Source organism: Bacteroidota bacterium (assembly GCA_034439655.1).
In the GTDB taxonomy this organism is placed as follows: Bacteria; Bacteroidota; Bacteroidia; order UKL13-3; family UKL13-3; genus CANJUD01.
The window spans coordinates 1-17,028 of sequence record JAWXAU010000057.1 but is presented as its reverse complement, the minus strand read 5'-3'; the positions used below and the strand labels follow the sequence as shown (position 1 = coordinate 17,028).

General features: G+C 37.9%; 15 protein-coding genes and 1 pseudogene. 4 read left to right on the top strand and 12 right to left on the bottom strand.

The genetic code is table 11. From position 1 onward, the window contains the following. Positions 1-9 precede the first annotated feature (9 nt). The 12 genes and pseudogenes from SGJ10_03435 to SGJ10_03380 all read right to left on the bottom strand — a co-directional run bounded on the left by SGJ10_03435 (position 10) and on the right by SGJ10_03380 (position 11,962). Positions 10-384 (bottom strand): hypothetical protein, encoded by a 375-nt coding sequence (locus SGJ10_03435; protein MDZ4757178.1) that lies wholly within the window; start codon positions 382-384, stop codon positions 10-12. Continuing rightward, positions 381-1,022 carry a hypothetical protein gene (locus tag SGJ10_03430; protein MDZ4757177.1) on the bottom strand — a complete coding sequence of 214 codons (642 nt, stop codon included), beginning with the start codon at positions 1,020-1,022 and terminating at the stop codon, positions 381-383. The genes SGJ10_03435 and SGJ10_03430 overlap by 4 nt, the downstream gene beginning before the upstream one ends. 11 nt (positions 1,023-1,033) lie before the next feature. Continuing rightward, the gene (locus SGJ10_03425) at positions 1,034-1,516 is read right to left on the bottom strand and encodes a hypothetical protein (protein ID MDZ4757176.1); all 483 of its coding nucleotides are present in this window, start codon (positions 1,514-1,516) and stop codon (positions 1,034-1,036) included. 36 nt (positions 1,517-1,552) lie between these two features. After that, the gene (locus tag SGJ10_03420; protein MDZ4757175.1) at positions 1,553-1,801 is read right to left on the bottom strand and encodes a hypothetical protein; all 249 of its coding nucleotides are present in this window, start codon (positions 1,799-1,801) and stop codon (positions 1,553-1,555) included. A gap of 266 nt (positions 1,802-2,067) precedes the next feature. Next, positions 2,068-2,286, bottom strand: coding sequence for a hypothetical protein (locus SGJ10_03415; protein MDZ4757174.1), 219 nt, complete (start codon positions 2,284-2,286; stop codon positions 2,068-2,070). Positions 2,287-2,327: 41 nt separating this feature from the next. Further along, positions 2,328-2,864, bottom strand: coding sequence for a dCTP deaminase (dcd, locus tag SGJ10_03410; GenBank protein MDZ4757173.1), 537 nt, complete (start codon positions 2,862-2,864; stop codon positions 2,328-2,330). A gap of 166 nt (positions 2,865-3,030) precedes the next feature. Next, positions 3,031-3,269 (bottom strand): annotated as a pseudogene (locus tag SGJ10_03405) (DUF433 domain-containing protein). Between the two features lie 42 nt (positions 3,270-3,311). After that, a complete protein-coding gene (locus SGJ10_03400; protein ID MDZ4757172.1) occupies positions 3,312-4,565 on the bottom strand; it encodes a dihydroorotase in 1,254 nt (417 codons plus the stop codon). Next, the gene (locus SGJ10_03395) at positions 4,562-6,583 is read right to left on the bottom strand and encodes a BatA and WFA domain-containing protein (GenBank protein ID MDZ4757171.1); all 2,022 of its coding nucleotides are present in this window, start codon (positions 6,581-6,583) and stop codon (positions 4,562-4,564) included. The genes SGJ10_03400 and SGJ10_03395 overlap by 4 nt, the downstream gene beginning before the upstream one ends. Before the next feature lie 360 nt (positions 6,584-6,943). Then, positions 6,944-8,563 (bottom strand): CTP synthase, encoded by a 1,620-nt coding sequence (locus SGJ10_03390; GenBank protein ID MDZ4757170.1) that lies wholly within the window; start codon positions 8,561-8,563, stop codon positions 6,944-6,946. A gap of 165 nt (positions 8,564-8,728) precedes the next feature. Next, positions 8,729-9,619, bottom strand: a complete 891-nt coding sequence (locus tag SGJ10_03385; protein ID MDZ4757169.1) for a universal stress protein — start codon at positions 9,617-9,619, stop codon at positions 8,729-8,731. A gap of 159 nt (positions 9,620-9,778) precedes the next feature. After that, positions 9,779-11,962: a glutamine synthetase III gene (locus SGJ10_03380; GenBank protein ID MDZ4757168.1), complete on the bottom strand. Its 2,184-nt coding sequence runs from the start codon at positions 11,960-11,962 to the stop codon at positions 9,779-9,781. Positions 11,963-12,364: 402 nt separating this feature from the next. Between SGJ10_03380 and SGJ10_03375 the strand changes: the two genes are divergently transcribed. From SGJ10_03375 to ald, 4 genes are all read left to right on the top strand, one after another. Beyond that, positions 12,365-13,366, top strand: coding sequence for a 1-acyl-sn-glycerol-3-phosphate acyltransferase (locus SGJ10_03375; GenBank protein MDZ4757167.1), 1,002 nt, complete (start codon positions 12,365-12,367; stop codon positions 13,364-13,366). Positions 13,367-13,505: 139 nt separating this feature from the next. Next, a complete protein-coding gene (locus SGJ10_03370; GenBank protein ID MDZ4757166.1) occupies positions 13,506-14,978 on the top strand; it encodes an alkaline phosphatase D family protein in 1,473 nt (490 codons plus the stop codon). 72 nt (positions 14,979-15,050) lie between these two features. Continuing rightward, complete coding sequence (locus tag SGJ10_03365; GenBank protein ID MDZ4757165.1) at positions 15,051-15,422, top strand: DUF1573 domain-containing protein; 372 nt, start codon at positions 15,051-15,053, stop codon at positions 15,420-15,422. Positions 15,423-15,572: 150 nt separating this feature from the next. Then, positions 15,573-16,706 carry an alanine dehydrogenase gene (gene ald, locus SGJ10_03360; protein MDZ4757164.1) on the top strand — a complete coding sequence of 378 codons (1,134 nt, stop codon included), beginning with the start codon at positions 15,573-15,575 and terminating at the stop codon, positions 16,704-16,706. Positions 16,707-17,028: the final 322 nt, after the last annotated feature.

The window sequence follows — 17,028 nt, the reverse complement described above, 5'->3', positions numbered from 1 at the left end:
GAAAGATGACTAGAATCCAATACCCGATGGTACTTTACAATTAATTTCTACATAACCATATAGTTGTTCAAATGACCTAGACGATTGAATAATTCCTGAAGAATAATAGAATTGATGGTCTTTTCCACCCACCAAACCAATCACGGTATCACTTTTTGTGACAATATGCATAATCCCATCTTTTATTATAAATGCTGAATCAATATATTTTTGTTGATCTTCTGGATACTCCCACACGAAATTCGTCTTCCACACCTTCCTATTCAATACCGTATCTGTAAATTCATCGCTGAAAGTTAATTCCCATTTGTCGTTGAACGATTCACGCTTGCAAGTAGTACAACATATTTGAATGAGCAGAAGATATATAAAAATTCTTTTCATTTCTTAAAATGATAACCCATTCCTAATTTCAACAAACTACTAGTGCCCGAACCCGAAAAAATATTCCCACTTGAATAGGTACTCGATAATTGTGGTTGGTTTTTTACCACAGTCTTGCTCACAAAATTATAATATTCAATCCCTATACTCATACTTTGTGTGAGATAAAACCCTTTATATATATTCACGTTGAACCCATATCCTACCTGATTCTTCAGTGAATGCCAGGGGCTGTTAAAAGTTACATGTTCATTGTTTCCTGAGAATTGCATTTCTCTTTCCCATCCACTTTTTTCAAATGTATATATAAAATCGTATATAAAATAAAAGTTGAAACGCTTGTTTGTTTTGTTTGGAAAATACTGATAAGAAAATATTCCACCTTTGAAAAAATTTAAATTATCATTTTTCGTGCTCCCAAAAATTGTCCCAATCGAAAATATTTGATTGGATTTACTAAGGCTAAAATTAGTAGAAAAATGATTATGTGATTTAAAGTTTAATTCAGAGTTAGTAAAATAATTTGCACTAAATCCATGTTGAATTTCTATTTTTTTAGCAGGATAATTGACTATTTGAGCAAAAGTAAAAAACCCAATAAGAAGACTAAACAATAATATATATATCTTTTTTAGCATAGTGTACAATATCAGAAACTAGTTATAAGAAAATTCCATAACCATTCCCAATTCCAGTCGCTATTACCAAAATAGCTACCAGGCCAAACAATAGTGAGCATGGTAGTATAGCCTACCAATACAATAAATGTTGGAATAAACAAATATCGCCTCTTACTATATATAATTGCTGCAATTGGAACTGACAATAGTGGCATTATATCAGTAAATGCTCGATGACCAACACTACAACCTAAATTATATGAAGACCAAGATGCATATAGATAAATATAAAACAATATTAATAGTGTGGGAAATAACATATTTGCTTCTTTTTTCAGTGCTTTATATGTAGTGAATCCAAATATAACAAGCAAAATAGGTGCATAGCAAAATAATCCATTATTGGGCGAAAATGCAACTGTGGCTATAAAGGGTGAAAACTTATATATAAATCCTTCTTGTTGATAGGAATCTAAGCTGAGATGTCCGTTACAATAATAATTGTAATACAATTGGGGAATTAGCAGAATAATAACAATAGGTAGGCCCTACATAAACATACGCTTATCTAAAAGCAATTTTAAACGCTGCTTCTGTTCACCAGTTTCAATACCATAAAACATTAAAACTGGAATCAAGAATAATATATTAATTGGTCTGATAATAATGATTAAAGTAGCTAGTAAAGCTACCTTTATATAAGCCCATTTTGTATTAAAACCATTTACTGCAATGAGGTATATGAGTATAGAAAAAACGGCAAAGCTATATATATGGGACATCCCTCCTTCTATCACTGAATAGTACAAAACGCTTGATCCGCCAGCAATACACAGGCAACTAAGCCAAGCAACCCAAGGCGGAAATTTGCGTATAAGAAGTAGGAAAATAAAATAAATCCCTACTAGGAAATAGAACACGCCAGAAAAATTGATTGCCTTTTGATAATATATACTAAAGCCATCATTAGCGGGCGATAGCAGATGGGCTATTAACCAAAATGGGGTAGCTAAAAGTGCGGTACCATAAGGGTGCTTGGTTGCTATTTTATGGGTTGCTGAATCTATTGCAAACCCAAAACCTGTTTTTTTGTAATACCATTAGGTAGTTTATCAGCATCCCAATTATATATAAAAGTAGCCGGCATATATACAAAGTACCCCGCTCTATCTGCCCAAATTTCGGAAGTAAAACTATATAATACTGCTTTTGAATGTCTATTTAATGACAGTAACGCTAATAATGCATATAATACTATTAGAACAATTAGATGTTTTTTCAAGGTACTAAAATATTAATGGTACTTGGACAAAATCATCAGACTTAAAACTTATTCTTCCACATCATCGACTCTACAGGTTTCACCGTGCGGGTGCTGTATTTGGCATCACGCTTTTTATTATAATAATTATCTACTTCACCAGCTATTACAAAATATATAAGCTGACCGATTGGCATACCTGCATATACTCGCACTGGTTGTGCTACAGAAATTTCGAGTGTCCAGGTATTGCAAAACCCAACATCGCCTTTTCCTGCAGTAGCATGTATATCAATTCCCAATCGTCCAGTACTGGATTTACCTTCCAAAAATGGAACATGGGCATGGGTTTCGGTATATTCTTCCGTTACACCCAAATATAAAGTACCGGGTTGCAATACAAATCCTTCTTCGGGTATGGTGAACTCATCTATTTTATTATGTTGCTTTGAATCGAGCACACGGTTTTGATAAGTGGCCAAGTATCGCCCCAAATGCACATCGTAGCTATTGGTGCCCATGCAGTCGGGTCTAAAGGGTTCAATAAGGATAGTGCCTTTGGATATTTCGTCAAGAATTTGTTTGTCGGTAAGAATCATTCGGTATTATATGGTTTTTAGTGTTGCAAATATGCGTGGGGATTTACAATTTACCTCGCTGCGGCGAGTACGACTTACGATTTTTTTTGAACATTAATTTTCGAAAGCAATAACTCAGTATTGTTTAATTCTATCAAGTTATTTTTTACCACCAAAAGTTCAAACTTCATGCAGAAATATGGTGAATTGATTTGCATTTAAGTAGCTTGGATGTGAACAAAAGACACGCCCTAATATCTCCTTTCTCCATTGCTGGATAATCTAGAATTATTTCGTCCTCGCTCATGCCTGCTCCCATTCCATTAAGTCAAGAACTAAATCAACTGTATAACGAGTATTTCTAACCGTGGGTCTTCCATCACAAATATCAGGGTTGCATGTAATGCGTTCAATAATATTACTCATAATTCTTCAAAATTACAACAATCTTTTATAATTTATACCAATTTATTTTATAACCTTCAAAACCTTGCCCGTAAATTCCATATTATCAAATGGTGTATTATATGATTTGGAAAGATTGTTCTGCTTATTATATATCCATTTTTCTGTTGGGTCAAATACAGTGAGGTTGGCTGCCGCACCTTGCTCTATCTGTATCGCAGGAAGGTTTAATATATTTCTGGGATTGTTAGATACAGCCTTGACAAAAATATTCAAGCTTATCTTATCTGCCAAATAAGTTTGATAAGCACTATATAATGTTTGCGTGCCTATACAACCCGTGGCCGCATAATCGAATTCCACTGCCTTGTTTTCTATATTTTCGGGTTTATGATCGGATACTATGCAATCTATCGTACCATCATTTATCGCCTTTATCATAGCATCTATATAATTTTGCGGACGTAATGGCGGCATCACTTTATAATGTGTATCGAAACTTTCTAACGCTGTATCGGTATGTATTAAATGTTGAATACTTATATCGGCAGTTACGTTCAATCCTTCTGCTTTTGCTGCCGCTATCAATTGCAAACCTTGTGGAGTTGATACTTTACTGAAATGGAGTTTGCCTTCTGTATATCTTACTATCTCCAAACACTTTTGTATTTGTGCAGTCTCTGCAATATCAGGAATACCTTTTAGTCCCAAATTTACACTCACCAGTCCTTCATGCATTTTTCCACCTTTGCTCAACTCCTCGTCGTTCGCCATAACGACAATAGGTGCCCCGAAAACTTTTGCATATTGCAGACATCGCATCAACAAACCGCTGTTGGTATGGGCTTTATCGCCATCGGTAAATGCGATGGCACCGCTTTGAAACATATCATATAACTCGGCCATGTCTTTGCCCAGTAAGCCCACACTTAATGCCCCCATTGGATATATATCAGTCGCCAACATTTGTCCACCGCGTTGAATGTTTTTCTGATATTCGATCTGCGATTTATTATCGGCAACAGGCACGGTATTTGGCAAAGTAGCCACACCTGTAAAACCTCCTGCCGCTGCTGCTTTTGCACCGCTTATTAAATCTTCTTTATGCTCATTTCCTGGGTCGCAAAAGCTTACCCGCATATCGAACCAGCCCGCAGATATATGTGCATTTTCAATTATTTCTGTGGCTGTTGATATAATACTTTCGCCCATTTGCGAAATGATTCCATCTTGCACCTCCATATCTATTTGCTTACTATGCAAAGGATGTCCAATGTGGTGGAGGATGCAGTTTTTTAAATATATATGTGCTTTCATTTCAAAAATTTAATGAGTGCAATTTCTATCATAACCATCAGTAATGCAAGCCATATAAATGCCTTCCAAAGCTGCGTGCCCAGTGCAAGTTGGCTCAGTCCATCGTTTAGTTTTTGATCGCTATTTTCAATAAGTTTTATACTGGTATTGGTAATTTGTTTTTCTATATCTGCTGCTTCGTAACAACTCATATCGCTTTCCAAGTTATTATAATTATAAGCAATGGCAGGGTTCATATTATTCGCCGCCAATATATAATTTCCTGCCTCTTTCATCATGTCGGCAGTATATAAAAATGTTTCGCCATTGCGGTTCAATAATTCGGGAACCAATTCCAATTTATCTTTGGATAGCTTAACCCCTTTCTCCGTTTTCAATACTTCTACGCCCAAAGGTACCAATCCATTGCCTCCAATTCTATTAAATAAGTTCCCTATCGGTTTGCTAATAAATGCTGCTTTCAACATCATCGGAATAAAATAAGGACTTTGTGCCAAACCACACCAATCGGGCAATAGCGGCGATGCTACCATTATGATTTTACCTTTACCTGCTTTTGATTGTATAGCAAACCAACCTCCGTTTTTTAGTTTCATCACTGGTTCAAATCCTGATGAATTTCCCGCTTCTATCTTATAAAACTTTTTTACGGTGGGCAATTCATCTTGCTGCGATTTTTTTTCATATACTCCCGCAAACAAATTACTTTGTTCATTAATTTGTTCTACCTCAGTTTTTATTTCAGATGGCTTTTCTATATATTTTAATTGATAGGCTACTACTAAATTATTCAATTTATCTACTCCTTTCACACCCGGAAACACCATAAGATCCCCTCCTTTATTCATATACTTATTAAGCTCATCAATAGTACCGCTACTAATTTCATTGCACCCATTTAATATCACCAAATCGCTTTTTGATAATAGTTGATAATCTATTCTACTCTCAGGTAAATTGGTAAGCTTACACACAGGCTCCGTTGCAAAAACATTATTGATTGCAGATGATTCTGCGTTGCCATTCACACATAATATATTATAGTTTTTGGCCGACTCAAAAGCTATATAAAACTTATCGTCGAACGTAATGGGATTGTCTACTATGGCCAGCTCTCCGCTCTGCCATCCTGCTTGGTCTAATGTGAAAGATAATACTGCTGTGGCACTTGTATGCTTTCCGCAATTGAATCCTGAAACTGCTTTTTGTTTTCCGTTTAACTTCAAACTGATAGAACCATTTTCTATATTTTGTTCGCCATAGTTTTTAATAGAAACCATCAGTTTATTGGCACCATTCAATTGTATAAAAGGGCTCTCGAACCAACAAGAATCTATCGCAACATTTTGCACTTCATTGGCCTTAAGTGGCACCAATAAAGTTTGTATATTGCTATCAGGTTTCAATGCTGAAATATCGGCGGTGGTCTTTTGAAAATCGCTAACCATAATAGCCATCTTACGCATGCCAGTTGCTCGGCTCAACGCTTCTTTCTGCCTTTCCATAATGGCCGACATATAACGACTTACTGGATTCAATTTCACTTCATCGATAGCTGCCAGTGCTTCGTCTTTGCCTAATAAATGCTGGCCTTTGCCCGTGAAATCGTTGCTCAATATCTGGAAACGATCGGTCTCACGCATGCTTTTCACCAACTCTCTTGCACGGTTCTTGGCTGTTTGCAAAAGGTCGCCGCTGCTGCCTGTGGCGTTCATGCTATAAGAATTATCTATATATACACTTACGGCACGGCGGCGGTTATCGGTATTCTGATTGCTGGCAGGAATGAAAGGTTGGGCAAATGCCATCACCAAAAATATAATGGCCAAACAACGTGCTAAAAGTATCAGTAGGTTTTTGACTCTTTGTCTATTTTTGGTTTCAATTTGAATATTCCTAAGCAGGCTGATATTGGTGAACATAACCCGCTTGAACCGCCTAAAATTGAACAAATGTATGAGTATCGGTAAGGATACCGCCAGCATGGCCCACAAAAAACCGGGATTGACGAACTGCATTTAATGTGCAAATATAGGGCTAGGATTCGGGATTTAGTTCGCCGCGGCGAATAGCGTTTAGGGACGTAGATTGGAAGAGGTATGTTACGTTTGTTATAACTATATAATAATATGTAATGCACTCGAGACGCAGTTGTTTTGTCATGTCGACGAAGGAGACCTCTACTACTTATTAAGCGAAACACTAATGCCTAACATCGTAGATCCCTCGCCCACTCGGTATGACAAATACCACTAGCATAATGTTCTGAATATATATTTGCCTAATAGTTTATACTATCTGTATTTTAGTGATTGGTGAAAACACACAACCACTGGCATCCGAAAAAATCAGCTGTAACGCATTAACCATTATATGCATTATCTATCCGCCAACTTATGCTCCTGTGCAGCTTTAATGAAACGAACAAACAAAGGATGTGGTGTTTCAACTGTGCTCTTTAATTCGGGATGATATTGCACTGCTAAGAAATAGGGATGCTTATTAAGTTCTATTATTTCAACCAAGTTTGTTTCGGGATTAATACCTGTAAACGACATGCCCGCATCGATAAATTCTTGTTGGAATTTATTATTAAACTCGTAGCGGTGCCGGTGGCGTTCGTTTATGTTTGCTTTGCCATAAGCAGTTAATGCTTTTGAACCTTTGGATAAAGTGCATGGGTAACTGCCCAAACGCATGGTTCCTCCTTTTTGCGAAATTTTCTTTTGCTCAGCCATCATATCTATCACGGCATGCTTGGTTTTGGGGTTCATTTCGGTGCTATGTGCATCTTTCATTTTTAATACATTGCGTCCAAATTCAATTACCGCACATTGCATCCCCAAGCATATACCAAAGAAGGGGATGTTATTTTCACGCACATATTTAATAGCTTCTATTTTTCCTTCTATGCCTCTATCGCCAAAACCTGGTGCTACCAATACACCGTCAAGGTGGCCGAGTTTATACTTTGCGTTTTCTTCTGTAATACCTTCGCTGTGTATATAACGTAAATGCACTTTGCACTCACGCTGTGCACCCGCATGTATAAATGCTTCTACTATCGATTTATAGGCATCTGGTAATTCTACATATTTCCCTACCAAACCTATCTCAACATCCATCTTTGGATTTTTGAGTTTCCACAAAAAGTCTTTCCAATGCTCCAGCTCGGGTTCGTTTTTTAGTGGCAATTTCATTTTTGCCAATACGGTACGATCCAGTTTTTCTTTCAGCATTTTCATGGGCACATCATATATAGTTTCCACGTCCATACTTTCTACTACCGCATTGCGGTTTACATTACAAAACAGTGCAATTTTTTTACGTATCTCATCGCTCAAGGCATGCTCAGTGCGGCATACCAATACATCGGGTTGTATACCCGATTCTAATAATAACTTTACGGAGTGCTGAGTAGGTTTGGTTTTCAGTTCGCCCGCTGCGGCCAAATAGGGAACAAGTGTGAGATGTATTACCATACAATCATCGTGGCCCATTTCCCATTTCAGTTGTCGCACGGCTTCTATATATGGAAGGCTTTCTATATCACCTACGGTACCTCCTATTTCTGTTATAATAATTTGAAACTGCCCTGTATTTCCCAGCAATTGCATACGGCGTTTTATCTCGTCGGTAACATGCGGAATTACTTGAACGGTCTTGCCCAAGTATGCACCTTCGCGTTCTTTATCAATTACATATTGATATATGCGTCCAGTGGTAACATTATTAGCCTGACTAGTGGGCACATTGAGGAAACGCTCATAGTGGCCGAGGTCTAAATCGGTTTCGGCACCATCGTCGGTTACATAGCATTCGCCATGCTCATAGGGATTTAATGTGCCAGGGTCTAAGTTGATATAGGGGTCGAACTTTTGTATAGTGACTGAATAGCCACGTGCTTGTAATAGTTTGGCTAACGATGCTGAAATAATGCCTTTGCCAAGGGAAGAGGTAACGCCACCGGTTACAAATATATATTTTACTTTCTCCATAAAAAAACCACGCCAACGCTAATGTTGCGTACTTTATGGGATGCAAAGGTATGTTAATAGGATGTGAAGTTTTTGGGGAGTTTTGCAAATGTATCCACAATATATATAGGGGTAAGGAATAAGTAGTAAAGGATAAGTACTTAACACTTATTCCTTACTCCTTCTTCAAATCCCAAAAGCAGGCGTATCAGCACTATAATGATCTTCTGAATGCTTAAAACTTAAAACAGGTATGCTAGAGTGGTTAACAATCTGTTGAGCCAAGGCACCCAAAAATATTCCAGTCTGCGATTCGTGACCTGTGTTTATCACAATCAAATCGCAATTATTTTCTTTGGCATATTTAATAGCAGCTTTCGCCAAATTTTTTCCGTGCACTACTGTTGTTTTATAACCTAATTTGCTATCGTTAATAATTTTTTCAACTGAGGCAAGTTTAATATTAATCTTGTTCACTTCCTCTTCATCCTTAGTTTCGGGCAGTCCGATTAAATGGATATACGATTTAAAAGTTTCAGCAATGAGCATGGCAATGTTTACTTTTTCACGGCTATGCAAAGAATCGTCGATAGGAATCAATATATTTTTGAAACCTGCTTTGTCCTTTTTTTGCTGGATGGTTATAACAGGAACATTGGATAGCGTAACTACATGCTGGGCATTGCTGCCTATAAATACTTCCTTATAACCCGATGCACCATGGGTTCCCATGAATATCATATCAATTTTTTTCTTTTTAGCAAGGGCTATAATCTCGGTATCGATATGGCCATTTACTATAAAGGGATGTATGGTAACACCATATTTTTTGGCAAGTTTTCCCTGTAGAATCTCCATCTTTTGATTAACCGCCTTTTTTACTTCGTTAAATGAAGGCAGTGCAACACTTTTCTCAGGAAAAATAGAATAGTAATAACCGCTCGATTCAATAACATGCAGAATAAAAACTTCTGCACTCAAACGTTTGGCCAGCGTCATGGCCTCAACCAAGGAAATTTCTGATGTTTCAGAAAAATCAACGGGAACAAGGATTCTTTTAATATCGCCTTTTTTCATAACAATAGTTGTTTAAGATTTTAATAACTAAATACAAATTATATCATACTAAACAGTATTACAGATAAAATGTTTGTATTGCAAATATGATAAAAAAACGTGGTGTTAACTACAAGCCGCCGAATAGCCTGCTAACAACTGACCACTTAATACTAGTTATTATCTCGCAAACATCAACTCCCTATACTTTGGCAATACCCACATTTTATCTTCCACTATAAATTCAAGCTCATCAGCATGTTCACGTATCAAATCTAAGTATGGTCTTACTTTATCGCAGTAATCTATTGCACGCTTGTGCATGTCTTCCACATTATTAGTCACACGGCGGGCTTCCGTCATATCATCTACTGCGGTTTTTATACTTTTTATATGGTTGCTAATTCCTACTACCATATCCATTTGTGTTTTATAATGTTCTGCTTTTAGACCTGCATTTTTAAGTGCCTCAATATTTTTGGCAAGCTCGGTTTGGTATTTTAATGCGACAGGAATTACCTGTGTGGTGGCTATTTCGCCCAATACACGACTTTCTATCTGTATTTTTTTCACATAAGTTTCTAGCATAATTTCGTGGCGGGCTTCCAGCTCACGTTCGCTGAATACCCCACTACTGGCAAATAATTTTTTTGATGCTTTGCTCATATAAGCATCCAAGGCTTTTGGGGTAGTTTTAATATTGCTCAATCCACGTTCTTCGGCTTCTTTCACCCACTCATCGCTATACCCATTTCCTTCAAACAATATCCGTTTGCTTTTAGTTTGGTACTTACGCAAGATGGTAATGATAGCATTGTTTTGGCTGGCCTCTCCGTCTTTCATTAGTTGCTCCACCTCTGCTTTAAATTCCTTGAGTTGTTGTGCAACAATAGTATTTAGTACTATCATACAATTGGCACAATTGGCACTACTGCCCACTGCCCTAAACTCAAATTTATTTCCCGTAAACGCAAAAGGACTGGTGCGGTTTCTGTCCGTATTGTCTAATAGTATTTCGGGTATCTTTTTTATCTGAAGTTTTAAGTCTTGCTCTAAACGAGGGCGACCTATTTTATTATATTCTTTTTTAAAGTCGTTCAATACTTTGGTAAGTTGGCTACCAATAAATACCGACATGATAGCAGGTGGTGCTTCGTTGGCTCCTAGCCTGTGGTCGTTACCCGCATGGGCAATGGAAGCCCTCAACAAATCTGCATGGTCGTGAACGGCTTTAATAGTATTGATAAAGAAAGTAAGGAACTGCAAATTGTTCTTGGGTGTTTTGCCAGGTGATAATAAGTTCACCCCTGTATCTGTTATAATACTCCAATTGTTATGCTTGCCCGAGCCATTTACTCCTGCATAGGGTTTCTCGTGCAGCAATACTTTTAGGCTATGTTTGCGTGCAATGCGTTCCATAATATCCATCAACAATTGGTTGTGGTCTATTGCTAAATTCACTTCTTCATACATAGGAGCACACTCATACTGTGCGGGAGCTACTTCATTATGTCGGGTTTTTAAAGGGATGCCCAGTTTAATGGCTTCGCATTCCACATCTACCATATAACTATGAATACGCTCAGGGATGGAACCAAAGTAATGGTCTTCCAATTGTTGTCCCTTGGCAGGGGCATGTCCCAAAAGTGTGCGGCCTGTTAATACCAAATCGGGGCGGGCATTGTGCAAGGCTTCGTCCACCAAAAAATATTCTTGCTCTATACCCAACGATGCATGAGCCCTACGCACATCACGGTCGAAATAGCTGCGGCAAATATCAACAGTAACTTCTTCAAGGGCGTTCAATGCTTTGAGCAAAGGTGCTTTATAATCGAGAGCTTCGCCAGTATAACTTACAAATATGGTAGGAATACATAATGTTTTACCACTGGGATTGTCAATTAAAAAAGCTGGCGACGAAGGATCCCATGCTGAATAGCCGCGGGCTTCGAAAGTATTACGAATCCCGCCACTGGGAAAACTGGATGCATCGGGTTCTTGCTGCACCAAGGCATTCCCACTAAATTTCTCCATAGCTTTACCGTTTGAATCGGGCTCGAAGAATGAATCATGTTTCTCGGCTGTAGTGCCCGTAAGAGGTTGGAACCAATGTGTATAATGCGTACAACCCATTGATATAGCCCATTGCTTCATGGCAGTAGCAATTTGGTCAGCATACTTTCGGTCGACGGAGGAACCGTTTTTAATAGAATCTTTAATGGCATTATAAGCTTCTTTGCTTAAGTGTGCTTTCATATTCTCGTCGCCAAATACATTGATGGCAAAAATATCGCTCAGTCTTTGTGGAGGTTTTACTTCGAGTGGTTTACGTGACTCGATAAGTTCTAGGGCTTTGAAACGCATAAGGGATTTTTAGGGTTTATTATATGGTGGGCAAAGATAGTTTGATTTTGTGCTCTGAAAAGGCAAATGTGAATAAGAATTGTAAAAATAGATACTAAATTTTATAAAATGATGGCTCAAATGCTGAAATAGACCAGTGAATGAAGCAAAATCTAAAAAAAGCATCTAACTTTTTGTCCGAAAAATTAAAGTTTGGTGAAAGTAGTTGCAATATTTAGCTAATAGGGTCTATTTTTACAATATATGCATATTCACCTTATTAATTTTTTGCTATTTCACGGTTTATATCTACGATTTTTCAAAGTCATCCTTTCAACAAGCAAAGTTGTCAAATCGACGCAAACCGACAAAACTTGTCAAATCCAAACCGCAAACAAGGTAAGTTGTCAATACATTTGCAGCATGATATACAGATTTTGTGCTTTTATGGCCACGCTTACCCGTATGCTTTTCTACAGAAAAATATATATAAACAAGCCAGAAGTATTAAAGAAACCCGGCCCTATAATTTTGGCTTGCACCCACCCTGATGCATTTATAGATGGAGTTACGCTTTGCTCTTTGTTCGATGTGCCCGTGCATATACTCACCCGAGGCGATGTGTTTAAAAAACCACGTGCCCGCAAAATATTGGAGGCCATCAATGCCATTCCTATATATAGATTAAGCGAAGGCAAAGAAAACTTGAGCTTGAACGACGAGACTTTTAATGCCAGCAAAAGTGTGATGATAAATAAGGAAGCCGTTCTCATATTCTCCGAAGGTTTATGTATTAATGAGTGGAAACTTCGACCTTTAAAGAAAGGTACAGCCCGCTTGGCTTTTCAAGGTTGGAACCATCCGCAGATTGGACACGATTTAATAGTACAACCTGTGGGCATTAGTATAAGTTCTTACAGATTATTTGGCAAAAGATTAATACTTAAGTTTGGCGAACCTATTACCGCAAATCAATTTGAAAGCACCGAAATGAATGGGAAAAATATTCTCAAATTCAACCAATTATTATACGAACAACTCAAACCTAACATTGTAGAAAAACCCGGTGATATAAGCGACTTGGCATTTGAAAACCAATTCCACCGTGGCGATTTTGAAATGTTCAAAGCAGTAAAAGGAAGCAGCAAAGTATTATATTATATACTCTTGGGATTACCTGCTTTGCTAGGATTTTTGCTCAATGCACCACTCTTTTTCCCAGTTAAAAACCTAGCTGCCAAATTTACCAAGAACTCTGTGTTTTACGATTCGGTTTTCTTTGGAATGTTATTGGTTACATATCCAATCTATTGTATTCTTATTGCTATAATAGTGGGTGCATATTGCGGATGGTGTTGGGCATTGGCTACTTTTGTACTATTGCCTTTGTTAGGCAAAGCTACCAGTGTTTTGAAGAATATATAATACTGTCACGCTGAGTTAATCGAAGCGTTGGAGGCTTTAATTATTGACCTTCGATTAACTCAGGGTGACAGTTGCATATCCACACAATGATAATAAAACAACAATCATTTTGTAGTGCTTTTCTATTTAATATTGCAGCATGAACAAAAGGATTCTCCTGTCCCTTAGCATTTTTCTCGTTGTCAACCAATTTATATTTTCACAGGCACCTCGCGTATTGGCTGGACCTATGCTGGGTTATGCCGAGCATCGTGAATGTTTGGTATGGGTAATGACCAAATGTGCCAAAAGAATTAAACTTACCTATACCTGCGACTCCGATACCACACAAAAAGGAGAGGTATCGCATTATACAAAGGCCAATGAAATCTGCGACCAAAATATTTGCAAGTTTATAATTCCCAATTTAGAACCCGGCAAAACCTATACTTATAAATTAATTCTTGACGATATTCATTATAAAAATGATATCCCTCTTAAGTTTAGAACAAAGGAACTATGGGAATGGCGTAAAGAGGCACCCTCATTTAGTTTTGTAACAGGGTCGTGTGCCTATATCAACGATTCTATATACGACCGTCCGGGCGAACCCTATGGGCAGAATCCGCAAATATTTAAAAGTATGGCCGAAACTCCAGGACAATTTATGCTTTGGTTAGGCGACAATACCTATTTGCGTGAAGTGGATATGAGCAGCGAGAGTGGAATTAAATATAGATATTTCCATACCCGCAAACAAAAGGAACTACACAAATTATTGGCCACCAAAAACAACTATGCAATATGGGACGACCATGACTTTGGGCCCAATAATTCTGGCAAAACTTATGGTCTAAAAAATATAACCCTAAATACCTTTAAGGAATATTGGGGTAACAAAACTTATGGACAAGATGGAGAAGGTATATATAGTAAAATGCAATGGAGCGACTGCGATTTTTTTTTATTGGACAACAGGTATTTCAGGGATGAAGACGATATGCCCGATAGTTTGTTATCACACAAAACACAGTTAGGTTCTCACCAACTTGATTGGCTTAAACAATCACTGTTAGCTTCCAAAGCATCATTCAAGTTTGTAGTAATGGGCGGCCAATTCCTCAATACCAATACTGACCAAGAATCGTATGTATACTATTTAAAAGAACGAAAAGAATTGTTAGATTTTATTACCCAGATGAAAATAGCGGGAATTGTATTTTTAAGCGGGGATAGGCACCACACCGAAATATTAAAATTGGAAATTGCAGACAGCTCTCAAATGGCGGTTGACCCCATACCTGTGAAAGAAAAAAAGAAAAAAGAAAAGAAAACTAAAACGAACGAAAAAAATACAGGCGATAACCCCGAAGAGGACGAACCTGAACAACCCCATGGAAAGATATATTATGAACTTACTTGTTCGCCTATGACCAGCAAAGGAAGTAATGTGTTGAAAACCAAAGAGACTGTTAACCTTTTGCGAATACAGCAAACACTAATTACCGAACCCAACTATTGCCAACTCACCGTTTCAGGAGGTAAGAATAACAGAAACCTACTAATTAAGTGTTATAACACAAAAGGGGAACTGAAATGGGAATTCACCATTAACCAACAAGAACTGCAATAACAAAGGCTTGTCAAATTAGGAAATTTGGTGCTACATAGTTTACCTTTGCACGCAAAGTACCTCCAAATTATAATGCTGAAAGGAATAGCCATTTTATTATTTACTGCAATTGTTGAATTGAGTGGGCCAAATATTGAGTTCGAAAGTGAGAAGTATGATTTTGGCAGTATTAAACAAGGTACCATAGTTACCCATACTTTTAGTTTCAAAAATAGTGGCGACCAACCGCTTATTATTAATAAAGTTTCACCTTCATGTGGTTGTTTAGTTTCAGCTTTTACAAAAGAACCTATTGCACCTGGAGCAGAGGGTTCAATCACTGTTAAATTTAACTCGAAGGATAGACCATTGGGGAGCAACCTCAAAAGTTTTTTGGTATATAGCAACTCCATTAATCAGCCCCATACTATTTATATAAAGGGACAGATTTTACCTAAGAAGTAGGCTAGGATTCAGGAAATAGGGGCTTACGCCAATTCACCGCGGCGAACTAAATCCAGAATCTCGATTCCCCAAATCCCATTCGCCGAGGCGATCAATATCCTAATTCCAAAGTTTTCTGCCTAATTTTGCACCCTTAAAAAAAAATATAACATGATTATTGGAGTACCCAAAGAAATTAAAAACAATGAAAACCGTGTGGCACTTACACCCGCCGGTACCGCTGAATTTGTAAAATATGGACATGCCGTTTATGTGCAAGCTACTGCCGGAAGTGGTAGCGGTTTTAGCGATGAAGAATATGTGCTAGCAGGGGCTAAAATGCTCCCCACTATTGAGGAAGTATATGCTATTGCCGAAATGATTATTAAAGTTAAAGAGCCTATCGCATCAGAATATAACCTGATTAAGAAAGACCAATTATTGTTCACTTATTTCCACTTTGCCAGTTACGAACCTTTGTTGCATGCTATGATAGAGCGTGGTGCTGTATGTCTTGCCTACGAGACTGTAGAGCGTGACCGTGCCCTTCCATTATTAATACCCATGAGCGAAGTAGCAGGCCGCATGAGCATACAAGAAGGTGCCAAATATTTAGAAAAACCAATGGGCGGTCGCGGTATTTTACTAGGCGGCGTTCCCGGTGTTAAACCTGCTGAAGTAATTGTACTTGGTGGTGGTATAGTTGGTACACAAGCCGCTAAAATGGCTGCAGGATTAGGTGCCAATGTTACTATTATGGATATTAGTCTAAACCGATTGAGACAATTAGATGATACCATGCCTGCCAATGTGCAAACTGAATACAGTAATGAGTATAATATTCGCCGTGCAATTAAAACTGCTGATTTAGTAATTGGTGGTGTATTAATTCCTGGTGCCAAAGCTCCTCATTTAATTACCCGTGCAATGTTGCCAACTATGAAACCCGGTGCAGTAATAGTTGACGTAGCCATTGACCAAGGTGGTTGCTTCGAAACCTCAAAACCAACTACCCATGCCGAGCCCACTTATGTTATAGATAATGTAATACATTATTGCGTAGCCAATATGCCCGGTGCGGTTCCTTATACTTCAACCCTTGCCTTAACCAATGCCACACTTCCTTATGCATTACAACTTGCAAACAAAGGATGGAAGCAAGCCTGCAAAGACATGCCCGATTTGAAATTGGGATTGAATGTAATTGCTGGACAAATTGTATATGCAGGCGTAGCCGAAGCATTTAGTATGCCTTTGGCCGATGTAGATAGTTTCCTTGCGGAGACAACTGCTACTTATGCGTAAATAGAAAAATATAATAAAACAACCCTTGCAGCAATGCAGGGGTTGTTTTATTTTAGGAGGATTATAAATCAGGATTTGCAGGGCTAGATGGGAAAATTGAGGGATTGGCGGGATAAAAACAGGGATTGGCGGGATAACAAATCCTAAACCTTTTAAAAGCCGATTGCATAGCAGCTTGGGATGATTGGACTTTGCCAACTAATTAGGGTCTGCTCATAAACTAAAAAAAACTGTTATACTTACTATAAATTAGTATTTTATGCAATTAGGTCGTTGATTTTGCTGCAAGGCTTTATAGCGAAATTGCTCAATATCCGTGCAG

What these genes read in the sequence shown, in the direction of transcription:
- SGJ10_03435 (MDZ4757178.1), bottom strand. Translation starts at nt 384, where the DNA reads ATGAAAAGAATTTTTATATATCTTCTGCTCATTCAAATATGTTGTACT.
- SGJ10_03430 (MDZ4757177.1), bottom strand. Translation starts at nt 1,022, where the DNA reads ATGCTAAAAAAGATATATATATTATTGTTTAGTCTTCTTATTGGGTTT.
- dcd (MDZ4757173.1), bottom strand. Translation starts at nt 2,864, where the DNA reads ATGATTCTTACCGACAAACAAATTCTTGACGAAATATCCAAAGGCACT.
- SGJ10_03400 (MDZ4757172.1), bottom strand. Translation starts at nt 4,565, where the DNA reads ATGAAAGCACATATATATTTAAAAAACTGCATCCTCCACCACATTGGA.
- SGJ10_03395 (MDZ4757171.1), bottom strand. Translation starts at nt 6,583, where the DNA reads ATGCAGTTCGTCAATCCCGGTTTTTTGTGGGCCATGCTGGCGGTATCC.
- SGJ10_03390 (MDZ4757170.1), bottom strand. Translation starts at nt 8,563, where the DNA reads ATGGAGAAAGTAAAATATATATTTGTAACCGGTGGCGTTACCTCTTCC.
- SGJ10_03385 (MDZ4757169.1), bottom strand. Translation starts at nt 9,619, where the DNA reads ATGAAAAAAGGCGATATTAAAAGAATCCTTGTTCCCGTTGATTTTTCT.
- SGJ10_03380 (MDZ4757168.1), bottom strand. Translation starts at nt 11,962, where the DNA reads ATGCGTTTCAAAGCCCTAGAACTTATCGAGTCACGTAAACCACTCGAA.
- SGJ10_03375 (MDZ4757167.1), top strand. Translation starts at nt 12,365, where the DNA reads ATGATATACAGATTTTGTGCTTTTATGGCCACGCTTACCCGTATGCTT.
- SGJ10_03370 (MDZ4757166.1), top strand. Translation starts at nt 13,506, where the DNA reads ATGAACAAAAGGATTCTCCTGTCCCTTAGCATTTTTCTCGTTGTCAAC.
- SGJ10_03365 (MDZ4757165.1), top strand. Translation starts at nt 15,051, where the DNA reads ATGCTGAAAGGAATAGCCATTTTATTATTTACTGCAATTGTTGAATTG.
- ald (MDZ4757164.1), top strand. Translation starts at nt 15,573, where the DNA reads ATGATTATTGGAGTACCCAAAGAAATTAAAAACAATGAAAACCGTGTG.